33 protein-coding genes are annotated in these 20731 nt (G+C 68.8%); 12 read left to right on the top strand and 21 right to left on the bottom strand.

What is annotated here, in order from left to right:
* Positions 1-100: 100 nt before the first annotated feature.
* On the bottom strand, positions 101-1204 hold the full coding sequence (locus tag ABZX12_RS26800; RefSeq protein WP_355697443.1) for a LuxR C-terminal-related transcriptional regulator: 1104 nt from the start codon (positions 1202-1204) through the stop codon (positions 101-103).
* A 253-nt stretch (positions 1205-1457) separates the two neighbouring features.
* Here ABZX12_RS26800 and ABZX12_RS26805 point away from each other — a divergent pair, with 253 nt between their 5' ends.
* The 4 genes from ABZX12_RS26805 to ABZX12_RS26820 all read left to right on the top strand — a co-directional run bounded on the left by ABZX12_RS26805 (position 1458) and on the right by ABZX12_RS26820 (position 4397).
* On the top strand, positions 1458-2012 hold the full coding sequence (locus ABZX12_RS26805) for a dihydrofolate reductase family protein (RefSeq protein WP_355697445.1): 555 nt from the start codon (positions 1458-1460) through the stop codon (positions 2010-2012).
* 148 nt (positions 2013-2160) lie between these two features.
* Positions 2161-2871 (top strand): hypothetical protein, encoded by a 711-nt coding sequence (locus ABZX12_RS26810; protein ID WP_355697447.1) that lies wholly within the window; start codon positions 2161-2163, stop codon positions 2869-2871.
* A gap of 92 nt (positions 2872-2963) precedes the next feature.
* Positions 2964-3533: a hemerythrin domain-containing protein gene (locus ABZX12_RS26815; protein WP_355697449.1), complete on the top strand. Its 570-nt coding sequence runs from the start codon at positions 2964-2966 to the stop codon at positions 3531-3533.
* Positions 3534-3713: 180 nt separating this feature from the next.
* The gene (locus tag ABZX12_RS26820) at positions 3714-4397 is read left to right on the top strand and encodes a GAF and ANTAR domain-containing protein (RefSeq protein ID WP_355697451.1); all 684 of its coding nucleotides are present in this window, start codon (positions 3714-3716) and stop codon (positions 4395-4397) included.
* Between the two features lie 32 nt (positions 4398-4429).
* On the opposite strand, the gene ABZX12_RS26825 is transcribed toward ABZX12_RS26820, so the two are convergent.
* Complete coding sequence (locus ABZX12_RS26825) at positions 4430-5887, bottom strand: aminotransferase class I/II-fold pyridoxal phosphate-dependent enzyme (RefSeq protein ID WP_355697452.1); 1458 nt, start codon at positions 5885-5887, stop codon at positions 4430-4432.
* A 323-nt stretch (positions 5888-6210) separates the two neighbouring features.
* Here ABZX12_RS26825 and ABZX12_RS26830 point away from each other — a divergent pair, with 323 nt between their 5' ends.
* Entirely contained in the window at positions 6211-6459 is a 249-nt protein-coding gene (locus ABZX12_RS26830; protein WP_355697454.1) for a hypothetical protein, read from the top strand.
* 141 nt (positions 6460-6600) lie between these two features.
* On the opposite strand, the gene ABZX12_RS26835 is transcribed toward ABZX12_RS26830, so the two are convergent.
* From ABZX12_RS26835 to ABZX12_RS26855, 5 genes are all read right to left on the bottom strand, one after another.
* Positions 6601-7053: an SRPBCC family protein gene (locus ABZX12_RS26835; protein WP_355697455.1), complete on the bottom strand. Its 453-nt coding sequence runs from the start codon at positions 7051-7053 to the stop codon at positions 6601-6603.
* Between the two features lie 39 nt (positions 7054-7092).
* Positions 7093-7278 carry a DUF3140 domain-containing protein gene (locus ABZX12_RS26840; RefSeq protein WP_355697457.1) on the bottom strand — a complete coding sequence of 62 codons (186 nt, stop codon included), beginning with the start codon at positions 7276-7278 and terminating at the stop codon, positions 7093-7095.
* Positions 7275-7496 carry a DUF2945 domain-containing protein gene (locus ABZX12_RS26845; RefSeq protein ID WP_355697459.1) on the bottom strand — a complete coding sequence of 74 codons (222 nt, stop codon included), beginning with the start codon at positions 7494-7496 and terminating at the stop codon, positions 7275-7277. The genes ABZX12_RS26840 and ABZX12_RS26845 overlap by 4 nt, the downstream gene beginning before the upstream one ends.
* Positions 7496-8002: a pyridoxamine 5'-phosphate oxidase family protein gene (locus tag ABZX12_RS26850; RefSeq protein ID WP_355697461.1), complete on the bottom strand. Its 507-nt coding sequence runs from the start codon at positions 8000-8002 to the stop codon at positions 7496-7498. Before ABZX12_RS26850 ends, ABZX12_RS26845 begins: the two co-directional genes overlap by 1 nt.
* Positions 8003-8466: 464 nt before the next feature.
* Positions 8467-9312 carry an SDR family NAD(P)-dependent oxidoreductase gene (locus tag ABZX12_RS26855; protein ID WP_355697463.1) on the bottom strand — a complete coding sequence of 282 codons (846 nt, stop codon included), beginning with the start codon at positions 9310-9312 and terminating at the stop codon, positions 8467-8469.
* Positions 9313-9612: 300 nt separating this feature from the next.
* Here ABZX12_RS26855 and ABZX12_RS26860 point away from each other — a divergent pair, with 300 nt between their 5' ends.
* The 4 genes from ABZX12_RS26860 (at position 9613) to ABZX12_RS26875 (ending at position 13256) form a co-directional block, all read left to right on the top strand.
* Positions 9613-10170 carry a hemerythrin domain-containing protein gene (locus ABZX12_RS26860; protein ID WP_355697465.1) on the top strand — a complete coding sequence of 186 codons (558 nt, stop codon included), beginning with the start codon at positions 9613-9615 and terminating at the stop codon, positions 10168-10170.
* Between the two features lie 48 nt (positions 10171-10218).
* A complete protein-coding gene (locus ABZX12_RS26865) occupies positions 10219-10596 on the top strand; it encodes a VOC family protein (protein WP_355697466.1) in 378 nt (125 codons plus the stop codon).
* Between the two features lie 67 nt (positions 10597-10663).
* Positions 10664-12163 carry an FAD-dependent oxidoreductase gene (locus ABZX12_RS26870; protein ID WP_355697468.1) on the top strand — a complete coding sequence of 500 codons (1500 nt, stop codon included), beginning with the start codon at positions 10664-10666 and terminating at the stop codon, positions 12161-12163.
* Between the two features lie 13 nt (positions 12164-12176).
* Entirely contained in the window at positions 12177-13256 is a 1080-nt protein-coding gene (locus ABZX12_RS26875; RefSeq protein ID WP_355697469.1) for a glutamate-cysteine ligase family protein, read from the top strand.
* A 12-nt stretch (positions 13257-13268) separates the two neighbouring features.
* Here the strand turns inward: ABZX12_RS26875 and ABZX12_RS26880 are convergent, their stop codons facing one another.
* Complete coding sequence (locus tag ABZX12_RS26880) at positions 13269-13466, bottom strand: CDGSH iron-sulfur domain-containing protein (protein ID WP_355697471.1); 198 nt, start codon at positions 13464-13466, stop codon at positions 13269-13271.
* Positions 13467-13529: 63 nt separating this feature from the next.
* Here ABZX12_RS26880 and ABZX12_RS26885 point away from each other — a divergent pair, with 63 nt between their 5' ends.
* A complete protein-coding gene (locus tag ABZX12_RS26885) occupies positions 13530-14513 on the top strand; it encodes an iron-containing redox enzyme family protein (RefSeq protein ID WP_355697473.1) in 984 nt (327 codons plus the stop codon).
* 80 nt (positions 14514-14593) lie between these two features.
* The gene (locus tag ABZX12_RS26890; RefSeq protein WP_355697475.1) at positions 14594-15010 is read left to right on the top strand and encodes a CBS domain-containing protein; all 417 of its coding nucleotides are present in this window, start codon (positions 14594-14596) and stop codon (positions 15008-15010) included.
* 47 nt (positions 15011-15057) lie between these two features.
* Here ABZX12_RS26890 and ABZX12_RS26895 read toward each other — a convergent pair whose 3' ends face one another.
* On the bottom strand, positions 15058-15381 hold the full coding sequence (locus tag ABZX12_RS26895; protein WP_355697476.1) for a DUF2231 domain-containing protein: 324 nt from the start codon (positions 15379-15381) through the stop codon (positions 15058-15060).
* Positions 15382-15406: 25 nt separating this feature from the next.
* Between ABZX12_RS26895 and ABZX12_RS26900 the strand changes: the two genes are divergently transcribed.
* Positions 15407-15826, top strand: a complete 420-nt coding sequence (locus ABZX12_RS26900; RefSeq protein WP_355697478.1) for a hypothetical protein — start codon at positions 15407-15409, stop codon at positions 15824-15826.
* 60 nt (positions 15827-15886) lie between these two features.
* On the opposite strand, the gene ABZX12_RS26905 is transcribed toward ABZX12_RS26900, so the two are convergent.
* From ABZX12_RS26905 to ABZX12_RS26960, 12 genes are all read right to left on the bottom strand, one after another.
* On the bottom strand, positions 15887-16156 hold the full coding sequence (locus ABZX12_RS26905) for a hypothetical protein (protein ID WP_355697480.1): 270 nt from the start codon (positions 16154-16156) through the stop codon (positions 15887-15889).
* Between the two features lie 15 nt (positions 16157-16171).
* On the bottom strand, positions 16172-16555 hold the full coding sequence (locus ABZX12_RS26910; RefSeq protein WP_355697482.1) for a phage holin family protein: 384 nt from the start codon (positions 16553-16555) through the stop codon (positions 16172-16174).
* 2 nt (positions 16556-16557) lie between these two features.
* Positions 16558-16896 carry a hypothetical protein gene (locus ABZX12_RS26915; RefSeq protein WP_355697484.1) on the bottom strand — a complete coding sequence of 113 codons (339 nt, stop codon included), beginning with the start codon at positions 16894-16896 and terminating at the stop codon, positions 16558-16560.
* A gap of 17 nt (positions 16897-16913) precedes the next feature.
* A complete protein-coding gene (locus ABZX12_RS26920) occupies positions 16914-17207 on the bottom strand; it encodes a gas vesicle protein K (RefSeq protein ID WP_355697486.1) in 294 nt (97 codons plus the stop codon).
* A complete protein-coding gene (locus ABZX12_RS26925) occupies positions 17200-17388 on the bottom strand; it encodes a gas vesicle protein (protein WP_355697488.1) in 189 nt (62 codons plus the stop codon). Before ABZX12_RS26925 ends, ABZX12_RS26920 begins: the two co-directional genes overlap by 8 nt.
* Positions 17385-18146 (bottom strand): GvpL/GvpF family gas vesicle protein, encoded by a 762-nt coding sequence (locus tag ABZX12_RS26930; protein WP_355697490.1) that lies wholly within the window; start codon positions 18144-18146, stop codon positions 17385-17387. Before ABZX12_RS26930 ends, ABZX12_RS26925 begins: the two co-directional genes overlap by 4 nt.
* A complete protein-coding gene (locus ABZX12_RS26935; protein ID WP_355697492.1) occupies positions 18139-18480 on the bottom strand; it encodes a gas vesicle protein in 342 nt (113 codons plus the stop codon). Before ABZX12_RS26935 ends, ABZX12_RS26930 begins: the two co-directional genes overlap by 8 nt.
* Positions 18481-18484: 4 nt before the next feature.
* Positions 18485-18898, bottom strand: coding sequence for a gas vesicle protein (locus tag ABZX12_RS26940; RefSeq protein ID WP_355697494.1), 414 nt, complete (start codon positions 18896-18898; stop codon positions 18485-18487).
* Between the two features lie 6 nt (positions 18899-18904).
* Complete coding sequence (locus tag ABZX12_RS26945) at positions 18905-19132, bottom strand: gas vesicle protein GvpG (RefSeq protein ID WP_355697496.1); 228 nt, start codon at positions 19130-19132, stop codon at positions 18905-18907.
* A gap of 8 nt (positions 19133-19140) precedes the next feature.
* Positions 19141-19896 (bottom strand): GvpL/GvpF family gas vesicle protein, encoded by a 756-nt coding sequence (locus tag ABZX12_RS26950; RefSeq protein WP_355697498.1) that lies wholly within the window; start codon positions 19894-19896, stop codon positions 19141-19143.
* Between the two features lie 2 nt (positions 19897-19898).
* Positions 19899-20375, bottom strand: a complete 477-nt coding sequence (gvpJ, locus tag ABZX12_RS26955) for a gas vesicle protein GvpJ (protein ID WP_355697500.1) — start codon at positions 20373-20375, stop codon at positions 19899-19901.
* Positions 20376-20399: 24 nt separating this feature from the next.
* A partial coding sequence (locus ABZX12_RS26960; RefSeq protein WP_355697501.1) for a hypothetical protein occupies positions 20400-20731 on the bottom strand: 332 nt, incomplete at its 5' end.

The following is a 20731-nucleotide window of genomic DNA, read 5'->3' on the forward strand; positions in this document are numbered from 1 at the left end:
TCGCGCAAACCGGTTGCCGAAGGCAACACTGCCGAGATGGGGCAAGCTGCCGCCTTCCTCCTGAAAATGACTCTTGGGCGGCGTCTATCGGCCCGGTGGTTCAGGTATCCGCGGTGAGCGGTCCGGCGTAGTGGTCGAAGAACAATCGGGCAACGAGATCGCCGCGCGAGCCTGCACCCGACTTGGCGAAGATCGATTTCAGATGGTCCTGCACGGTGTAGGCGGTCACCTCCAGCCTCCCGGCGATCTGCTTGGTCGACAATCCTTGCGCGACCAGCTCGGTGACGCGGCGCTCGCCGTCGGTGAAGCCGTAGGCCTCGACGATCAGCGGGGCCAGCTCGGCCGCCCGGGCGGGCTCCAGCATGACGGCCACCGGGGCCTCCGTACCCTCGCCGAGCATCGAGCCACGCACGACCAGCCATTGGCCGGCGCCGGTACGCGTTCGGGCCCGCGCGGCCCGCGGATCCGGCGAGGCCGCAGTGGCAAGCGGACCGGCGAGCGCTCGGGCCTGCCGGGCGACGGCCGGGATCACGAGTGGTAGCCGGGCGCCGCTTCGCGGTCCGAGGTCGAGCTGGTCCAGCCACTGCTGCGCGGCCTGGTTGGCCATCGTGACTTCGTCCGCAGCGTCGAGGACCAGTAGGCCGACTTCGTCGCTGTCCGCCGCGGCCTGCCCGAGCAGCAGGCCGCGGCGCAGCCCATCGGCGATCAATCCCGCGATCGACGAGACGAACTGGACCTCGGCGGGCGAGAAGTACGGGCGGTTCGCCTCGCGGAACACGGTCAGCTGTCCCCACGTCCCGGTGCTGCCGCCGAGAACCACACGCAGTTCGTCGGAGAATCCGCCCGGTCGGCGGATCTCGCGCTGCCGCAGGCTTCGCTCGAGGTCGCCACCTGTGGCCTCGCTGAGACTGGCCGCGGGCCGGTCGGCGTGGGCGAGCTGCGCCCACCGGTTGACATCGGGTTCTCGCAGGTCGATCTCGACGAGGCGGAGCAGCTCGGGTGCGGGCAGGCCGTTCTCGACAAACTCCGCGGTCGGCAGCAGGGTCGCCGGATCGACAGTCATCACGCAGGTGCCCTCGGCCGGCACGGCCCGAGTGAGCGCGCGCCCGACGGCGGACGCGAACTCCGCGGTCGGCAGACCGCGGTGGACCAAGCGGACGATGTCGTCCCGCACCCTTGTGTTCGCCCTCGCGGCGCCGCTCACAGACAGAATCCTAGCCACGTGATCGGGTCCATCCCAGAAAGCTGGGATTCATCGAACTCTCCGACTCGCCGAGGCTGGAGGCACAGAGTTCATCGACCGAAACACGATCGAGATCGAGATCGACCTCGAGTTCACGACGGCGGACGAAGCAGCGACCTCACGCGATGCATGACCGCAACCGGCCTTGATGCCGGATCGGCCACGCGGCCGTCGAGGCGAAGTACCCAAAGCATTACAACACCGAGAGGGAATCATGCGAGACGTCATCTTGTACATGTCGATGTCGCTGGACGGGCTGGTCGACAGCGACCGCGAGCACCCAGGGATGGCCATTCCGGACAGCGATGAGCTCAAGCAGTGGAAGCTCGACCGGATCAGCACGGCCGGAGCTCACCTGATGGGCAGGGTGACGTACGAGCAGATGTCGTCGGCCTGGCCGCAGTCGGACGACCCGTACGCCGCCCCGATGAACGACATCCCGAAGGTCGTCTTCTCGACGACACTCAGCGACGCGGAGGCGTCCTGGCCGATCAGCCGGGTCGCGCGGGGCGATCTCGCGACCGAGATCGCTGCGATCAAGACCGAGCCCGGTCCGGACGTGATCGCGTGGGGCGGTGCTCGCTTCGCCGGCGCGCTGGCTGCGGCGGATCTCATCGACGAGTACCGACTCTTGATCCAGCCGTTGGTCCTCGGTCGAGGGCGGGCGTTGTTCGAGCAGCTTCCGGAGTCGCGACACCTGACGCTTGTCGACGCGACTTCTTTTCCCAACGGGGTCGTCGTCCACACCTACCGGCCGCAACGTTCCTGAGAAGGCAAGGAGCTCGAGGCGTCGGGCTCGCCCACCGAGCTGAACCGCTGTTCGGCTCGCAGCACGCGGCTGGAACCGGCAGTACGGGGTACCGGCGGAACACGAGCACAGAAGACGAGGGCCTGGCCCCTCACGCCAAGGAGTGGCAATGGTGCACACGCGGGTCGAGACGCCGGCCGAGGTCGGTGCGTCCGAAGTGGTCCTGGACCGGATCGCCATCTCGCTGCGCCCTATCGGTGCGCCGATGTCGATCGGTCTCTACGCCCTCGCGGCGGCAACGTTCGTGCTGGCGGGTCTGCAGCTGAGCTGGGTGCCGTCGACGGAAGGCAAGAACGTCGCCCTGGTGCTGCTCGGGTTCGCGTTCACGGGGCAGTTGCTCGCGTCCGTCCTCGCCTTCCTGAGCCGGGACGGAACGGTCGGTACGGCGATGGGCGTGCTGTCGCTGACCTGGCTGGTCACCGGGCTGATCCTGTTCCGATCGCCGCCCGGCGCCACCAGCGACACCCTGGGGCTATTGCTGCTCCTTTCCGGCACAGCGATGACGCTGCTCGCGGCTACGGCGGCGATGAGCAAGCTGATCCCCGGCGTGGTGTTCCTGGTGGCGGCCATCCGTTTCCTCGTTGCCGGAGGCTATGAGCTGACCGGCAGCCAGGGCTGGGAGCGGACCAGCGGCGTACTCGGTCTCCTGCTGCTCGGGCTCGCTCTGTACGCCGGGTTCGCGGCAGGACTCGAGGACGCGACGGGCAAGACGGTCCTGCCGCTCGGCCGCCGCGGCAAGGGCAAGGTGGCGATGCACGGAAACCTGGTCGAGCAGGTCAACGAGATCCCCAACCAGCCAGGCGTCCGCACCAAGCTCTGAGCAGGCGGCCGGGGTCAACCCGGGCACGCAGGTAGCGGCGCCGTTCGGTGGGTACCGGGAGCGGATCATCGTCACGAGCAACGGAGTACCTGATGACTTCCACCGGCGACGCCACCGAACCCGACGTGATCGACGTCCTGATCGCGGATCACCGGGAGGCGCAGGACCTCGCGAATCAGATCAGCGCGACGGCGGGTGCCGACGAACGCCGGGACCTGGCCGACCAGCTCATCGCGGAGCTGGTACGGCACTCCGTCGCAGAGGAGATGTACGTGTACCCGGCGATGCGCGACCACCTCCCGGACGGCGACCAGGCCGTCGAGCACGACATCCAGGAACACCAGGAACTCGAGAAACTGATGAAACAGCTCGAGGGCGCCGACGCGGGGACCACAGAATTCGAGGACATCCTCCGGAACCTGCAACAAGTTCTCGTCGACCACGTCCAGGACGAGGAGACCGAGCAGTTCCCCCAGCTGCGGGCGCACATCCCCGCCGCTGAGCTCGTCCAGCTGAAGGAAAAGGTCGAACTGGCGAAGAAGATCGCACCCACCAGGCCACACCCCAGCGCCCCGAACGCCGAACTGTTCCACAAGCTCGTCGGGCCCGGGGTCGGCCTCGTCGATCGCCTCCGCGACCGGTTGACCAACCGCTCCACCTAGCGGACGGGCCACGCACCGCCGGGTCGAGGGCCGGCGAATTCGTGCGCATTCGTGCCCCTGCCGGCTCTCCGGGGCATGATGGTGAAAGTAGCCCCCTTGAAAGGCGGTGCGCTGGTGGTGGATGCCGGCGGTGGGTCCGATCTGCTGCGATCGAGCTCTCAGAACACTGCGGCCGAGGTCATGGCTCGGCTGGCAGTGGAGCTGCACGACGCCGAAGGGGTGAAAGAGACCGCCGAGACAGCGGTCGACTTCGCGCGCAAGGCGATCGACTGCGAGCAGGCCGGGATCCTGCTCGCGCACAGTGATCGTGTCGAGATCGGCACTGTGACCGACGCGCTGGTCATGCGGCTCTACCAGTTACAGATCGAGACCGGCACCGGCCCGATGGTCGAAGCGTTGACCGAGAACACGGTCGTCCACGTCCCCGACGTGACCGGTGAGCACCGCTGGCCGACCTGGGCCTCCGCCGCCAGGGCCGAGGGCATCGGATCCGTGCTGCACGTGCCGATGCGGGACCGAGAGCGCACCATCGGCGTCTTGTCGCTGTTCAGCACGAAATCGCAGGCCTTCAGTGACGACGACGAGGCGATCGCGGGTCTTCTGGCCCGGCACGTCGCGCTCGCGGTGTCCGAGGCGCAGCACGACATGGATCTGCATATCGCGCTCGATGCGCGGGCCGCCGTCGGACAGGCGATGGGGATCCTGATGGAACGCTTCGACGTCGACGAGGCACGCGCCTTCGCGATCCTGCGGCGCTGTTCCCAGGACCACAACACCCGGCTCCGCGACGTCGCCGAGCAGCTGATCCGCACTCGCGGGCTCCCGCCCGGTCAGTCACCAGGCACACACCGCGCCAGCCGCTGACAGGTCGGCGTGGACCCGGCGACGAGCCGAGGTCAGGCAGACTGGACGACCCGGATCGTCCGCACCGACGGGTCTGCCGCGTCGGGGACTGCCATCGTGGCCGCGACACCGGAGCGCAGGTAGTCGACCACCCCGGCGGTGATCCGCTCGCCCGGCAGGATCGCCGGGATACCCGGTGGGTACGGCGTCAGCTGCTCCGCGGCGATCCGCCCTGCCGCCTCGTCGGCGGGTACCGCCTCCTGGGCGGCGAAGAACGCCTCGCGCGGCGACATCACGGACTCCAGCTCCAGATCGCGCGGATCCGGAAGGACGACGGACCTCGGCGCCGGCAACGACGTGCGGGTGAGGTCCGCGAGCGCGCTCACCAGCCGGTCGGCGGACTTCTGGTCGTCGGCGAACGTGAGCTGGGCGACGATCCGCCGATGGTCGGACAGTCCGACGTTGACCGACCGTTCGGCCCGCAGCCAGTCGGAGGCCTGATAACCGGAGATGCCGGCGTCCAGGGTGTCGATCATGATCTGCAACGGGTCGAGGTCGTGCGACGCCTCGGTGGCGAGCAGCCGGTCCTCGAGTACGGCGAACCCGGGCAGCTCGTCGATCGCTCCACGCGTCGACCGCGCCAGCCGGAGGACTCCGCCGAGCAGCTCCTTGCCGAACAGCACCATCTGCCGTCGCCAACCGTCCATCGCCGCGAAGAACAAGACGTTCGGACTCGTCGTCGACAACAGGTCGGCACTCTGCTTGAGCCGCACCGGATCGACCAGGTCACCCTGCAGATGGAACACCGAGCCCTGCTCGAACCCCGCCCCCATCTTGTGGACCGACACCACGCACACATCCGCGCCGGCGTCCATCGCCCAGGTGGGCAGGTCGTCGTGGAACGGCAGGTGCGCGCCCCAGGCCTCGTCCACGATCAGCGGTTTCCCGCGCCGGTGACAGACCTCCGCGATCCCCTGGAGATCACTGCAGGTCCCGTACGGCGAGGGGCTGGTGACGAGCGCTCCGACGACCTCCGGATGCGCCTCCAGTGCCTGCTCGAAGGACTCCGGCGACGGCGGATGCGCCAGATGCAGCTCGGCGTCCCACCGCGGCCGGACCCAGACCGGCCGGATCCCGGTCAAGGTCAGCCCGGCGATCACCGATTTGTGGGCGTCCCGCCCGATCAGCATCGCATCGCCAGGGGCAGCGACCGCCATCATCGCGCTCTTGACCGACAGCGAACTCCCGCAGGTCGAGAAGAACGCCTGGTCCGCGCCGACGGCGTCGGCCATCAGCTCCTGAGCCCGCTCGAGGACCTTGCCGCGGCTGAGCCGATCGTCCATGCCCCCGGTCGCCAGCAGGTCGGACCTGAAAGCGTCGGGGCCGAGGACGTCCAGAACCGCTTTGTCGGTCCCCCGGCCCTGTTTGTGGCCGGGTGGGCAGAAGTTCGCGTAGTCCCGCCGGTGGTATTGCGCCAACGCGTCGAGAACTGGGCTCTCGTCGTGGTCCATGAGCTCCAGGTACCCAAGCGACCGAGCATCATCCGAGCGCGGCCTGGGGATTGGGCCTGGGCACAGGTGCGGTACTGGATCGCTTCGCGTCGGGCCGCACCGGCCAGGCCGAGTGCAGCCAAGCTCGAGGGCCGGGTCTCGTCCTGGTAATCGATCTCGGTGCCCGGCGCGGAGCACTTCGACTCGGCTCACCGGTCCCCGGCAGCAAGGTTTCAGTGCCGGCGCCGCGGGGCACCGGAGTGCGCCTCCACCCGGGGCGGCTTGGTTTCGAAGCGGTCCTGATGGTGGGGGTCCAAGCGAGTCACCGGACGTGGAGGTGGACCATGAGCTTCGAGCGGCCTGGTCTCGACGACAAGCACGGGACCGTTTCCGACACCGAGGTGAATGACGCCTTGGAGAGTGGCGAACTCGACAAGGGCGGGCTGAACTTCGACCAGGTGGAGCACGACGAAGGCCGACCCTCCCCCGGGCCGGAGTCGACTGACGCCGATCACGAGGGCGAGCGGCGCCCGCCGGACGACCAGGACGTCACCGACGCCGGCCAAGGCGAGCCTGTTGAGCCGCCGGACTGACGGCCCGGTGGTACGCCCCCAGTGCGTCACGGTCGTCGTGACGCGGGTCGTGCGGCCCGCCGGATCGAATTGATTGACCGCGGCAACGAGCCCTGGTTGCTCCGGTCGGCCGGCCCGAGGCCGAAGCGATAACCGCGGCCACTACCGCGGTACGTCGCCCCGCCAGCTTCCGGTCTCGGTGCCGCGGCTCTCGATGAACTCCTTGAAGCGCTGGAGGTCACCCTTCACGCGGCCCTCGACGACACCGGCCTTGTCGCCGACCTTCTCCAGGAAGCCCTCGGGGTCGAGGTCCATCTGGGCGGTCACCCGGCTGCTGGTGTCGGACAGCTTGTGGAACGTCACCACACCGGCGTGCCGCGGACCGGAGTCCGACTTCCACGCCACCCGCTCGTCGGCGTGCTGCTCGGTCACGGTCGCGTCGAACTCCCGGGTCGCGCCGCCGACCTTGACCACCCAATGGTTGTGCGTGGCATCCAACTGCCGGATCTCTTCGACGCCTTCCATGAACTGCGGGAACGACTCGAACTGCGTCCACTGGTTGTACGCCGTCGTCACCGGAACGTCCACGTCGATCGACTGCGTGATGGTGCTCATCGTTCTACCTCCAAAGGGTTTGTCCTACAGGGCTTTGTTTTACTGCGCGGTGTTCAGCAGGGCGATGAAGCGCCGGCCGCTGCGATGCCCGATCGACTCCGAGCCCGAGCCGGACTTCTGGCCGACCCGCTTCGACTCGTCCGTGTCGAGCCACTTCTCCAACTGTTTCGGCGTCATGTTCACGACGTCGTGGAAGTCGCGCCGTACGTCGTCCTGCTCGGTCACTTCGACCTCCTACGACGGAGGGCGGACGGTTTGTGCACCGCCGTACCGTCCGACTTCTCGCTGCGTACCAGGTACTGCGGTTCGTCGGGTGAGGCGTCGACCGTTCGCCCGCCGGCCTCGGTCCGTTCGGTGATCGCGCGTTCGACCTTGCCGTACGCCGTACCGCCGTGGCTGTCCCACTCGACGTCGTCGCCCTGGTGGAACGTCTGCGCGCTCATCAGGCGCTGCCTGACAGGTCGACAGTCTCGTTCTCACCCGGGAACTTGTCCGGATCGCGGGTCACGGCTGCACGCGCGGCGCCCAGCAACCGTACGACCTTGCTGCTCGGCCCGGACCAGTACTCCGCGGTATCGGCATGGACCTTGAGCAGGACGAGTCCTGCCGTCTCCGGCCCGTCGGGGAACCACGCCTTCAACGGCGCGGACCACAGCTGCTCCGCCTTCGCCCGGTCGACGATCACCTCGGCGTGGCCGGCGATCGAGGTCCACTCGCTCTGCTTGGAGTTCGAGAACGACACGTTGACCTGCGGGTTCGCGCCGACCTCACCGACCTTCGCCGATTCGGCGTACGCGAAGAACCACAGGTCGCCGTCGAACTCGACCTCCTGCACTGCCATCGGCCGCGCAACGTGCTGTCCGTCCGGCGTCATGGTGGTGAACATGCAGATCGTCGCCCGTTCGACCAGCTTCGCCACGGTCGCGACCGAGCCGTCGTCATCGGCCATTTGTCCTGATCACCTGTCCCTTCGCCGCCTCGGTACCCCGGGTCCGGGTGCTGTACGCGACAAACTTGTGCGAATGTTATTCACGATCGGTGCTGGGTACCGGCGTGCGATGAGGATCCACCCGAGGCAATGGGGACGTTACGGGCTCGACGCCGGATTGCTGGCGGCCCTGTGTCTGTTGCTTGCCTGCGGCAGTCCGGTCGCCACGGCCGGGACGGCAGCCGGCGACGCGCAGTCCGCTCAGCGGTACTCCACAAGCTCCATGGCGAAGCCTCTGGCAGGCCCGTCCACGGAGCCCTCACCGAGCGCCTCGCCACGGGGTGCTGCCGATGGTGACGTCAACGACTGGGATCGAGCCCCGCTGGTGCTGCTGGCGCTGGTGGCCGCCGGAGTCCCACTGGTGGCGATTGCGGCGCTACGCCGCAGATCGCGATCACGTACCACCAAGCCATGACCTGGCGCCGTCACGAACCGCCGGCTGACTGCCCGGTTGTCGCGCGCAGCGCCAGTTGGTCGAACAGCCGGTCCGGTACCAGGCGCCGGACCTTCGGCAACACGGTTCCGACGACGCCGTTGGCGTACCGCGTCCGCGGCCGGTCCGCGCTGACGGCTTGGCGGATCAGCCGCACGCCTGCCGCTGGTCCGGTGCTGGCCTTCCCACGGTGCTCCACGCGCTTGCGCACCTCGGCGAGCCGCTCGGCGTACACCGCGCTCGGCGGCAACGCGTCGAGGGTCTTCGCCGCCTTCGACCAGATCGGGGTCGCCAGCGGCCCGGGCTCCACCAGCACCACGTGGACGCCTTCCGGCCGCAGCTCCTGCCGCCACGCGTCCGCAATGGCTTCGAGCGCGTACTTCGACGCGTGGTAGGCACCCGCGAATCCGGTCGCCACGCGGCCGCCGACCGACCCGACCAGGACGATCCGCGATCCCTCGGTACGCCGGAGCAGCGGCAGGAACTTCTGCGTCACGGCGACCTGACCGAGCACATTGACCTCGAGCTGATCCCGCAGACTCGCGATGGGGAGTGTCTCGAGCGGTCCGAGCACGCCCTTGCCGGCGTTGTCGACGAGTGCGTGCAACCCGTCCCCGCCGAGCGCCAGATCGACCGCTCCGGCGAAGCCGTCGATCGAATCAGGACTGACGACGTCGAGCGGATGGACACTCACCCGCTGCGATGTCTGCCTGTCGAGCACCGCGGCCTCGCGGTCGTCGTGAACGCCGGCGAAGACGCGCCAGCCCTCACGGTCGAGAACGATCGTGGTCGCCGCGCCGATACCGCTGCCGGCGCCGGTGATCACCACTGAGCGCATCGTCTGTCCCTCCGTCGATCCGAGATCGGCCGGTGCCCGCATCGCGCGACTCTATGCAACGCCGCAGGCCGGGACAGCGAGGAGTGCGACGTGGCGCGGGCTGAGGAGACCCGGCGCGCGCTTCTCGCTGCACTCACCCGCTCCGCGCCACCAGTAGCTGAACCTCCCTGACGCAACAGGCAGGTACCCGGACCGCAAACCTGCGGTGACCAAGAGTGGATTCGGGAGCGGCTTCGTGCGCATGAGCCAGGGCGAGACGGGTACCGATCGGTGCATCTTGAGTCTCTGGGAGGAGCTGCGATGAGCGCCGACGTTGTCGATCTGATCATGCAGGATCACCGTGAGGTCGAGCGGTTGTTCGACGAGTTGAAGGACAGCCCGGAGAAGCGTCCCACGCTGCTGCCCGTACTGACCACGTTGCTGACGGCACACAGTCGCGCCGAAGAGGCCGAGGTGTATCCCGTGGCGGCGTCCGAGGCCGGCGAGAAGGAAGAGGTCTCGCACAGCCAGCAGGAACACATCGAGGCCGACCAACTCCTCGCCAGGCTCGCTGCCACCGACCCGACCTCGGCCGACTTCGACAAGGTTCTGCAGAATCTCGTCGACGCTGTCTCCCACCACGTCGAGGAGGAGGAGACCAAGGTCCTGCCGGGGATGCGCTCCAACCTGTCCGACGAGCGCAGGGCGGAGCTCGGTGAGGCGTTCGCCGCCAGCCGCAAACAGCACCTCGGCGAGCAGCCCGGCGACATGACGAAGGAACAGCTGGCCAAGCAGGCCAGGAACGCCGACATCGCCGGCACCTCCGGTCTGTCCAAGGAGGAGCTCGAGAAGACTGTGCACAAGCGCGCCGATCGCTGACGCGACGGAGATCTCGGTGTCACGTTCGGCGCAGCGAAAGGTGACGGTATGAGTGCGGACCTCGCCGCCACGGTCCTCGGTACTCCGGATCCGGAGCGGCTGGCCGACTTCTACAAAGAGCTGCTGGGATGGATAGAGGTCAGCAGGGAGCCTGAATGGGTGCGCTTGCGCCACCCCGACAGCGAGCGGCCCGGCTTGAGCTTCCAACTGGAGTCGGACCATGTGCCACCGGTCTGGCCCCAAGGACCCGGAACGCAGCAGATGCAGGCCCATCTGGACATCCAGGTCGACGACCTCGAGCGGGAGGTCGAGCGCGCTCTCGGCCTGGGCGCCGGCCTTGAAACGCACCAACCGCAACCCGACGGCGTGCGGGTCATGCGCGACCCGCACGGCCACCTGTTCTGCCTGTTCCTCCCCGGCTACTGACCTGGTGGTCCGACCGGCCCGCGTACGGCGGGAGGTTGGCGGCGGCGCATCCGGGCACCGGCTGGTCATGACGATCCAGAACTCCGTCTGGCTGGGCACCGCCGACCTGCCGACGTACGAGCCGCTCGACGCCGCCCAGGAGACCGACGTCGTCGTCGTGGGCGGCGGCATCATCGGACTCACGACCGCGCTGTATCTGCGGCAGGAGGGGCTCGGCGTCGTCCTGCTCGAAGGTGGGCGGATCGGTGCGCGAACGAGCGGAAACACCACGGGCAAGGTCACGTCCCAGCACGGCGCAATCTATGCCGCGTTGCTGGACCGGCACGGCCGTGACACCGCCCAGCAGTACGCAACGGCGAACCAGGAAGCCGTCGACGAGGTCGAGGAACTCACCCGCCGACTCGGGATCGACTGCGAGCTCGGCCGCGGGCCGTCGTTCGTCTACTCCACCGGTGACACCGACCTGGACCGCGAGGCGGAGGTGGCGCGAGAGCTCGGTCTTCCCGCGCACTCCGCCGACCCAGCCGAGATGGGACTTCCGGTCACCGCCGCTGCTGCTGTCCGATTCGACGATCAGGTCATGCTGCACCCGGCCCGCTACCTGGGCGGTCTGGCGGCCGCGTTCAGCGCCGCCGGCGGGCGGATCTTCGAGCAGACCCGCGTGACCGATGTCGACGCGAAAGGCGACGGCGTCGCAGCGCAGACCCAAGCCGGGCAGCACGTCGCGGCCCGCCATGCCGTCGTCGCGACGCTGTTGCCGTTCGGAACGCTGGGCGGGTACTTCGCGCGGACCCGGCCGAACCAGTCCCACGGCATCGCCGTCCGGCTGCCCGTCGCTGCGCCCACAGCGATGACGATCTCCGCCGACGCGCCGACCCGATCGACCAGGCCGTGGCCGGGCGGCGGCCCGAACGGGCTGATCGTGGTCGGCGGCGACCACGAGACGGGCGCCGAGGAGGAGACGAACGCGTCGTACCAGGGCCTCGTCGACTGGATCGAGCAGCTGTGGGGCACGAGGGTGCAGCCGGAGTACCGGTGGTCGGCCGAGGACTACAGCACCCCGGACCAGCTCCCGTACGTCGGGAAGGCACCGGGCTCACCGGTCCTGATCGCCACCGGCATGCACAAATGGGGGCTCAGCAACGGAACTGTCGCCGCGGGCATCCTTCGCGACCTCGTCATGAATCGCGACAACCGGTGGAGCGCGCTGTTCGACGCCGGCCGGATCGGCGACCCACGATCGGTGGCGAAGCTCGTGCAGGACAACCTGAAGGTGGGCAAGGAGTTCGCCGCGGGCCATCTCCGTCGACTGCTCGGTTCTGGCCTCGATCACGTTGAGGTCGGTGAAGGCGGCCTCTACGACCTTGACGGCAAGACCGTCGGCGCATACCTGGACCATGAAGGGCGGCTGCACACCGTCGTACCCGTCTGCACCCACCTGGGCTGTCCGCTGCGCTGGAACGAGGGCGACACGACCTGGGACTGCAACTGCCACGGCTCCCGCTTTGCACCCGACGGCGCGGTTCTGGACGGTCCAGCCACCGAACCGCTCGCCAAGCCCGAGTAGTTAGCTGCGTCCGATGCACGCCGAGGAGGCCGGTCCGCACTGCGTCCGCTCGGTGTTCGACCGTACCGTCGCCGGAACGATCGGCCTCGAGGAAGAAGTCCTGCTGGTACGGCGGGGCACCTGGCTGCCCGCGCCGGCCGCCGACGTGGTGGCGGAGATCGGCGACCAGAGGGTGAAGCAGGAGCTGCCCTCCTGCCAGGTGGAGATCGCGACGTCGGTGCACATGAGCGCGGTGGACGCCGTCGACGAACTGCGGTGGGGGCGCGCTCGGATCGCCGCAGCCTGCCCTGCGGATGTGGTCCCGATCGCCGCAGCGGTGCATCCGCTGGCCGACCTTCCGGTCGCGCTCGCACCCACCGACCGCGCCGCGGGGCTGAAGGCTCGGTACGGCGAGGCGATCGGCCGGCAACTGGTGTCCTCGCTGCAGATCCACCTAGCCTTCGGCGACGCCGACTGCACGTTGGGCGTCTATCTCGCGCTGCGGGATCTGCTGCCCGAGTTGGCCGCGCTTGCGGGCGCGGCACCGTTCGTCGCCGGGCGGGACACGGGGCTGTGCTCGGTCCGGCCGATCATCGCCTCCGAGCTGCCCCGCCAAGGTGTGCCGCCGATCATCGCGTCGTGGAAGCAGTTCGCCGAGGACCTGGAGTGGGCTGTTCGAGGGCGTGAGTCCGAATGGTGGTGGGAGCTGCGCCCGCACAGCCGGTACGGAACGCTGGAGTTGCGCGTCCTCGACGTCCAGGCGACGTCGGATCAGACCGAGGCGATCGTCCGGTTCGTGTCCGCGCTCGCCGCTCGGCTCACCGACCTGTACCGCCGCGGCGAACTGCCGCCTCCGGCGCCGACGTGGCGGATCGCGGAGAACCGATGGGCGGCGCTGCGGTACGGCGTCCGAGGCGAACTGCTCGACCTGCGCACCGGCGCGACCCGCTCCACCGGCCGTTGCCTCTACGACCTCATCGACGCCGCGGAGCCCTACGCATCGGGCGACCTGGACGACGTACGGGCGTTGGTGGCCGACCCGCCCGTGGAACAACTCCGAGCACTCGGCCCGCACAAACTCATGCCCTGGCTGGCGGACGTCTTCACACCATGAAGCCGCCAGGCCTTATTCGGGCGTCTGCGGCGGCTTTCTGATCGGCAGCGTGTGCGTGCCGTCGCAGAGTGGGGGGATGCTGGTGCGGCCGCAGCGGCAGAGAGCGACGGTACGGCGGGTGGCCGGCAGCGGATCGCCGTTCTCGTCCAGGAGTTCGAACTCGCCGCGGACCAGCAACGGACCGTCCGGGTAGGCACGGATCTCGGTCATGACAGCGCGGTACCCACCGGAATCCACCGGAATCCACGGTTATCCCGCGGGTACCGGTCCCGTATGCAGCTACCACCGCCGCGCGGACCGCTCACCGCCTGGCTGAACGACAGACTCACGCACGGCGACACTGCGAGCGGCGGCGGTCCGGAGGTCGGCGTCCGCGATCTCCCGTACGCCGACGACGATCTGCAGCTCGCGCTCTGGGTCTCGTACGAGCTGCAGTACCGCGGCTTCGACGGCGTCGATCCCGAGCTGCAATGGGATCCGGCGATCGTCGCGTTCCGTAGCCGGGCCGAGCGGCCGTGGATCGGCTGGTTGCAGGCCACCTGCCGGGTCCCGGCGGACGAGCGGCCGGTCGCGGAGCAGCTGCGGGGCTTGATCACCGAGGCGGACGGGCCGCGGTTCGCGCCGTACCTGCGTCGGCATGCGACCCGCGAGCAGTTCCGTGAGTTCGTGCTGAACAGGTCCGTGTACCAGCTCAAGGAGGCCGATCCGCACAGCTTCGGCATCGCCCGTCTCGACGGCCCGGCGAAGGCGGCGCTGGTCGAGATCGAGGCCGACGAGTACGGCGGCGGGCGGGCCGAGCGGATGCATTCGGAGCTGTTCCGTACGACGATGCGCTGGCTCGACCTCGACGACACCTACGGCCGCTACGTCCCCGACGTACCGGCGGTAACCCTGGCGTTGTCGAACGTGATGTCGCTGTTCGCGATCCACTGCCGGTGGACCGCGGCACTGCTCGGCCACCTCGCCGCGCTCGAGATGACGTCGACACTCCCCAACCGCCAGTACGCGACGGGCGCCATCCGGCTCGGCGCCTCGGAGGAAGCGGCCCGCTACTTCACCGAACACGTAGAAGCCGACGCGGTCCACGAACAGATAGCGGCCCACGACCTGTGCGGCAGCTACGTCCGCCAACACCCCGAGGCACTCCCCGGCGTACTCTTCGGCGCCCGCTGCGCCCTCACCCTCGACGACCTCTTCGCCGACAACCTCCTGACCAAGTGGACCGCGCCGGACCGCACAACCGTCCGCTACGGCTGATTCTGACCTCGGCTGTTTCCTGGTGGGCCGGGTGGGCACCGCGGGGGCGTGTCAGCGGACTCCTGAGGAGGATGATCGACATGACGACCGCACGAGATCTCATGACGCCGGGCGCGGAGTGCGTGGGTGAGAAGGAAAGTCTGGTCGACGCCGCGCGGAAGATGCGCGAGCTGAATGTCGGGGCGCTGCCCATCTGCGGCGAGGACAACCGGCTGAAAGGCATGCTGACCGACCGCGACATCGTGGTGAAATGCATCGCCGACGGAGGCGACCCGGCGCAGACCACGGCCGGTGTCTTCGCCCAGGGCAAGCCGGTGACGATCGGCGCGGACGACTCCCTCGAGGAGGCTCTGCGCACCATGGAGGAGCATCAGGTACGGCGGCTCCCGGTCATCGACGGGCACGACCTGGTCGGCATGCTCGCCCAGGCCGACGTGATCCAGGCGTCGCCGGGCCGCGCCGGCCGCACAGTCAGCGAGATCTCCGAGCCGAGCTGACCGCGCGCCGAGGCCGAGGCCTTCCGGTGGCCGCGAACAGCCCAGCGTCATCGGCCGGTGAAGCCTTCACGCTGGGTCTGTTCGTCGGCGACGCGGACGCCGTACCGGTAGGCAAGTTTGCCGCCGAGCCAGCCGGAGGCACCGAGCAGCGCGAGCCCGATCAGGCTGAGGACGAAGCCGAACACGCTGGCTTTCTCGTAATCCTGTCCGGCCCGTACGGCGAAGTTGATCGCGAACAGGATCACGACCGTCAGGTTGAGGCTCATGTGGGTGATCCCGGTCCGGAACGCCTTCGTCCCGCGCGGGATCCCCAGGAGGTCGACCAGGCCGAGCACGGCCGCCAGGTGCCCGCTGCGAACGGCTGTAAACAAGGCGTGGTGTGGGTACCGCGAGGGCATGGACGACTTGCCACCGGAACTACAGCGGCCCGACGGGGTCAGTGACGAGACGGTCGAGGCGGTCGGCGCGCTGACGCTGGCTCTCGAGACGGTGATTCGCGCGCGTGGTGCGCTCTACGAGTTTCATCAGCTGACCGGTAAGGGCGACAACGAGGTGGAGCGGGCGGTCGGGATGCTGCGGCAAGCCGGCCACGACGAACTGGCGGAGACAATCGAGGAGACGATCTTCGGCCGTAACGTCAACGAGCGTCGCTGGACCTTCCAGATCGTGGAGGACTACGACGAGACGTACTACGAACCGTTCGTCGCCGCCGAGCGCGCGGTGCGGCAACGCCTCCTCGACGGCCGCCGCCATCAGCGCGAGGCCGAGATGAAGCGCGACGAGCTGACCCGCGAAAGCCAGGCCCACGGCTACTGATCGAGGCACGGGACCGGCCCCCGCCCAGCAGGCGCGAGGCGGTCCCGTCGCTCGTGGTGTTCAGGACGAACGCCGGACGGCCTTCGCGAGCTCGGCCTTCGTCATCTTCGAGCGTCCCTTGATGCCGAGGCGCTTCGCGTCCGCGTACAGCTCGTCCTTCGACGGTTCCCGCCCACGCACACGCACCCGCGCGCGGGTGATGGCTGCGGCCGTGCCTTCGGTGTGCGGGTCCGGGTCGGGCGCGGTGAACTTGTGTGCGACGTCCTTGAGACCGGTCTTGAGATTCTCGACCTGTCGTTCGAGCTTGTCGCCCAGTGAATCCTTGGACATGGTGCCTCCTCGCGGTCAGTTCGTCTCGAGTTTGTCCGGGAGTACGACGTTCATCAGCCAGCTGACCACGGTGATGATCAGCGCGCCGATCAGCGCCGTACCGAAACCGTCCACCGTGAACGGGATGTCGAGCAGGTCACTGATCCACGACGTCAGCAGCAGCATCAAAGCGTTGATGACGAAGATCAGCAGGCCGAGCGTGAGGATGATGAACGGCAGCGACAGGAGGGTGGCCAGCGGCTTGATCAACGCGTTCACCAGACCGAAGATCGCGGCGACCACGATCAGCGTGACCACCTTGCCCGCCGTACTCGAACCGCTGAACGTGATGCCCTGGAGCAGCCAAGCGGCGACGGCCAGCGCCACCGCGTTCACGACCAGTCTCATCACGAGTTTCATCGTCAGCCTCCGACGGCTCCGGCCACCCGGCCGGTCTTCTTCCGCAGCTTGCGGCCGGCCTTCTTGCCGCGTTTGCGGACCCGCTTGCCGGCCCGGTGGGCATCACCCGACAGGTCGCCGTGCGCGCGCAGCCCGAGACGTTTGCGCATCCCGCGCTTCACCTCGGGCGCCGACGGGACGAGCAGCTGTACGCCGTACCCGTACAGGCGAAGCCCCAGCGCCATCAGGGGCAGACCGAGCGGCAGCAGCACGAGGGTGATGCACAGCACCGCCGCCAGGATCATCACGACCGTCGCGAGCAGCCAGATCAGTGCCGCACCGATTCCTCGAAGTACCTTCATCATCACCACGTCCAGACCTATTCCGGCAGGAGTGAGCCGAGCGGGCCGAGATCGATGTTGAGGTCGGTCGCGCTCAGACCGAACTGCTCGCGCAGCGCGGTCATAGCCTCCTCGAGTCGCATCAGGCCGAGCCCGAGCTCCTCGACCTGTGCCGTGCTGAGGTCACCTTGGTCCATCCGGCGGATGGCCTGCCGTTCCATCAACTGGCGGACCAGCTCGACGATCGTCAGCACGAGCTTGAGCAGCTCGCGTTCGACGTTGTCGGCGTTGGCCTCGATCCGATCGGCCAGCGGCAGCACAGGTTCAGTCATGCATCCCCATTTCCTCACGGACCGAGCCGATCACCGCCGAGAGCTGGATGCGCACCAGGTCGACCTCGGCCAGGGACACCACGACGTCGCCGGTGATCACGACGCCCTTGCCGAGCAGCCGGTCGAGGAGGTCGACCAGGCTCGGCTCTGCCGCCGTCGTCGCGGAGGCCTGGACGGTCATGACTGGTCCAGTACCGCGAACGAGTACGGCGGCCACGGCCCGTTCACCTCGACGTCGAGCGAGGGGTACCTGGCCCGCGTCGCGTCCACGAGCTCGAAGAAGTCCGTACTGCGGTCGTCGTCGACGAGGAACGCGACGTTCAGCGCCATCGTCTCGCGGCGCCCGCTGAGCCGCTGGTCCTGGGCCGAGAGCCGCCGGGTCGCCGCGGCCGCGGGAACCAGGTCCCAGAACAGCTGGTCGGCGAGCAGTTGCTGCTCGGTCGCGGCCTCGTGCCGGTCCCGGATCTCGGCCCGGCGCCGTTCCAGGTAGGCGACGCCGGAACCCGCCGGCGCCGAGGGCGCAGACGGTCCGGGCTGCACCCGGCAGAACGCCTTCACACTCCACTCGCTGCGCCGGTCGACCCGGTCGAGCGCGCGGACCAGGTCGCCGTACAGCTCCTCGAGCCGGACGCGCGCCGCGTCGTCGGACTTGTAGATCGTGACCAGCCGGAACGGTGCGAGCGCGGTCGTGATCGCCGCCGCCCGCCGGACGATCTCGTCGTGCCGGCGCGCGGTCTTCTCCACCCAGCTGAGGTTCTCGAGATTGCGCCGCAGGGCGGCCTCGCCGAACTCGGCCAGGTCGACGCTGCTCACCACGGCCGTCAGCTCCCGGTGACCGAGCAGCCGGACCGGCGCGTCACCGACCCCCTCCAGGCCGGTCAACGGCTCCTCGTCGATGTTCCGGCCCACGGCGTAGACGTAGGTTCCTGTCTCACTCACGATCGCGCTCCAGCTCCTCCAGCCGCGCGCGGAGCTCGCGGTTCTCGTCAGCCAGCTCCTTGGCGTCGGCGGCCTCGGCCGACAGCATCGGATCGCGTTTCCACCAGTCGATGCCCATCTCCATCGCCTTGTCCACCGACACCACGAGCAGCCGGATCTTGACCGTCAGCAACTCGACGTCGACGAGGTTCACCCTGATGTCACCGGCGATGATGATGCCTTTGTCGAGGACCCGCTCGAGGATGTCGGCCAGGCCCTCCGGACGCGGCGCCGGCGAGGTGTACCCGTAACGGTCCATCCCGGCGCGGCGCGTGGAGATCGTCGGCTCACTCATCGGTCTACTCCTGGATCCGTCCACGGACGTACCGGTCCGCGCGCCGGTAGCCGGTGACCGAACCGTCGTCGGCGACCTCGACCTCGTAGACCGCCAGGATGTCGGTCGTCGCCGGGATCCGGCGCGACTCGACGACCTGGACCTGGACCAGCCAGCCCTCGTCGCGCTTCTCGACCGCGACGATGCCCTCCGGGCTCTGCCCGATCAGCTCCGAGAGTTCGTGCGCGGCGGAGATCGCCACCGTGCGTAGCGACCGGGGCTTGGGCTCCGCCTGTTCCGCGGGTTCCGGCCTGGGTTGTGGCTCGGACCGCGGCGCGGCGGCGCTCTTCTTGGCGGCGCTCTTCCTGGCGGTGCTCTTCTTGGCGGTGCTCCGCTTGGCCGGCGTCCGGCTCTGCGTGGTCTTCCGGGTAGTTGCCATCGAAGCTCAGGTCTCCTCGCGTCGTGCGGAGAGCCGGCTCACCAGTTCGTCCTCCCAGATCGCGGCCTGCTCCGGGTCGAGCTGACCGCTCTCCCGGAGGTCGTCGATCTGTTCCAGCTGCAGACGAATCCGGGCCGGATCGTAGTACTCGGCCTCGGCCTGCCGGCGAATCTGCTCGGCCAGCGCGACCGTGGCCCGCACCGGCGCCAGCGGCCACGTCAGCAGGTTCGTCATCAGGCCCATCACGCCTCCGCATCCACGAAGTCGTAGGGCGCGGTCGGGCCGATCAGCTTCAGCCGAGCACGGCCCGCGAACCTCTCGGCCAGGCCCTCGACGGCACGCTCGAACTCCGCGCGGCGGGCCTCCTCGACCAGGACGGCGACGTCGAGCAGCCGGTCGATCCCGGCGCTCTCCCGGACGTTCAGCGCGGTCACGTGCCGGTCGAGCTCGGCCAGCAGCGTGCGCCCGTCCTCGGTGCTCTTGACCTCCAGGGCCCGCGCGACCAGCTCGCCCAGCCGGACGCGTGCGCCGTACGTCGACTCGTCCGGTTGCTCACGGGTCAGCTCGCGGAGCCGGGCGATCTCCGCGTTCTCCGCGACGACCTCGCTCAGCACCTGCTCCTCCTCGTACCGCGCCCGCAGGGTGAACTGCACGCGCCCTGTGAGCTCACGGAGCATCACCTTGAAGCGCTCGTGATCGGGTTCGAGCAGTTCGCTCGTGACGGCGTCCCGGTTCTGCAGCACGGATCCGAAGCGCACGGGGATCACCGGGCCGAGTCCGGCGAGCGTGTCGAGCACCCGGCCGTGGGCGAGCAGGTCGGCCCGGCCGGCGCGTGCTTCCTCGCTGTCCACCAGGCTGATCACGGCAGCGACGTCGTCGTACGGCGCCACGCCGACGACCTGGTCGCCGATGCCCCTGAGGTCGGGCGGTACGACGAGATCCGCGCCCACGATGCCGTAAACGTAGCACCCCAGGCCGACGTCGCCCGGTGTCGTCACGCTCACTCCTCAGTCCTCCGGCGACGGGCCGCGGCCTTCTTGGCGGGGCGGCGACGACGCGGACGCGCCTCCTCGTACTCCTCGCCTTCCTCGTCCTCGTCGCCCCGCTCGAGCTGCCGGTCGTCCTCGTCGGAATCCGAGCCGAACAGCGCTTCCTTGGCGCCGGTGAGCAGGCCCTTCGACTTGCCTTGCGCCGTGCTCTCGGTCATGTCCTGGATGACCTCGGGCAGGTCCTTGCTCTTCTCGTACAGGTCCAGCCGGTTCGTGGCCTCCGCGAAGTGCAGGTAGGTGTCGACGCTGGCGATGACGATGCGTGCGTCGATCGTCAGTAGTTCGATCCCCACCAGCGAGACCCGCACGTAGGCGTCGATGACGAGCCCTTTGTCGAGGATGCTGTCGATGACGTCCGCGAGACTGCTCGGGGCGGGCCGGTCCAGATACCCTCCGGACCGGCGTTGGCCGTTGGCCGCGATGGTCATGTCTCTTCCTTCCGATCGGCTCGCTCAGCTCGCCCGGCGGCGAGGCCGCTTCTCGGGTTCTTCCTCGTCCTCGTACTCGTCGTCGTACTCGTCCTCGGGCTCTTCTTCCTCGCCCTCGTCCTCGTACTCGTCCTCGTCGTACTCGTCGGCGGGCTCTTCGTCCTCGTCCTCGTCGGCCGGCTCTTCGTCCTCGTCGTACTCGTCCTCGGGCTCTTCCTCCTCGCCCTCGTCCTCGTACTCGTCCTCGTCGTACTCGTCCGCGGGCTCTTCGTCCTCGTCCTCGTCGGCCGGCTCTTCGTCCTCGTCGTACTCGTCCTCGGGCTCTTCCTCCTCGCCCTCGTCCTCGTACTCGTCCG

Origin of the sequence: Kribbella sp. NPDC003505, assembly GCF_040610875.1 — a bacterium.
Classification (GTDB): Bacteria; Actinomycetota; Actinomycetes; order Propionibacteriales; family Kribbellaceae; genus Kribbella.